This window comes from Bulleidia sp. HCP3S3_C9 (assembly GCF_052064035.1).
In the GTDB taxonomy this organism is placed as follows: Bacteria; Bacillota_I; Bacilli_A; order Erysipelotrichales; family Erysipelotrichaceae; genus Bulleidia.
The window spans coordinates 1-1,462 of record NZ_JBQHWJ010000110.1; the positions used below are offsets into that span (position 1 = coordinate 1).

Annotated in this window: 1 protein-coding gene; it reads left to right on the forward strand. The window is 38.0% G+C overall.

The features are described from left to right. Positions 1-143: 143 nt before the first annotated feature. Entirely contained in the window at positions 144-1,397 is a 1,254-nt protein-coding gene (locus ACTND6_RS10970; RefSeq protein ID WP_441024286.1) for an IS110 family transposase, read from the forward strand. Positions 1,398-1,462: the final 65 nt, after the last annotated feature.

The window sequence follows — 1,462 nt, forward strand, 5'->3', positions numbered from 1 at the left end:
TTATAAGTCGCCGTCATCCTTACAAGCACAAACAAGTAGGACTCAGAGCCTGAACACTTAGCATTGATTTAATCAATTGACTGAATATACGCTGGATGACAGTCAATGTCTGTACCTCCTTTTCTCAAAGGAGGCTTTTATTTATGCGGATTGTTCGACCTATATGTTGTGGTGCTGACATTCACAAAGATCTTATTGTTGCCACCATTGCCACAACCAATCAGGATGGTATTACCGAATATATTCAAAGCTCTTTTTCTTCCCAGAACTTTGATTTGAATCGACTCAAAGCCTGGCTCAAAGAACATCACTGCTTTGAAATCGCTATGGAATCCACCGGTAAATACTGGATTCCAGTCTTTAATGTGTTAGAGGATGAAATCAAAGTCTTCGTTGTTCATCCAAAATACACCAAAGCCATCAAAGGCAAGAAAACAGATAAGAAAGATTCAAAATGGATTGCTGATCTTTTTAAACATGACCTTCTCAAATTCTCTTTTATTCCTCCTAAGGAAATCAGAGAGCTTCGTGAACTTTCAAGATACAGAATCAAACTGATTGCCATGCGTTCCTCTGAAAGAAACAGATATCAGAATTCTATGACCATTTCCAATATCGGTCTTGCCAGTATTCTTTCAGATCCTTTTGGAAAATCTTCCAGAGCTGTCATGAAAGAAGTGATACGTTCTTCATTAGTTACTGAAGAAAAAATCTCTAAGCTTCTTGAAAGAAATGCCAGGAAGAAGGTGAAAGAAGTTCTTCAGTCTTTAGTTGGTTCTCACATTGAATCTGATCAGCGTTTGAAAATGAACATTGCTTCTCAGCATATGGATCAGATTGACTCTCATGTCAGAAGATTAGAAACAGAAATGGCAATCCGATGCATTCCATATGCAACTCTGATCAATTTACTGTTAGATATTCCTGGCATTTCTTATCTTTCTGCTATGACAATCATTGCAGAAATTGGAACAGATATGTCTGTTTTCGAAACAAGCAAACAGCTTTCCTGCTGGGCAGGACTTGCACCTGCCAACAATGAATCAGCCAGCAAGAAGAAATCTGTTCGTATTTCGAAAGCAGGATCTTATCTCAAACCATTGCTCGTTCAGTGTGCTTTGGCTGCCATCAATTCAAAATCCAATCCTTATTACAGAATCAAATACAATCGAATCAAGAAACGCCGTGGTCACAAAAAAGCGATTATCGCTATTGCCAGAATGATTCTAGTCAATATCTATCATATCCTCAGTACCGGTGAGGTCTACAGTCCTTGTGACATGGAACAGATTATCAATCCGAAACCTGTCAAGAAAGTAATGACCATCCAGAACGCTATCGAATTTCTTCAATCTCAAGGATTTGATACATCTAAACTTATCTCTTCTTCATCTTGAATTTAACTAAGTGGATAACCACTTCTTTTTGTCATGTCTGCTACTTAGCATAATGTTTCACACTT

Coding starts and splice junctions, on each gene's coding strand:
- ACTND6_RS10970 (WP_441024286.1), top strand. CDS start 144: ATGCGGATTGTTCGACCTATATGTTGTGGTGCTGACATTCACAAAGAT.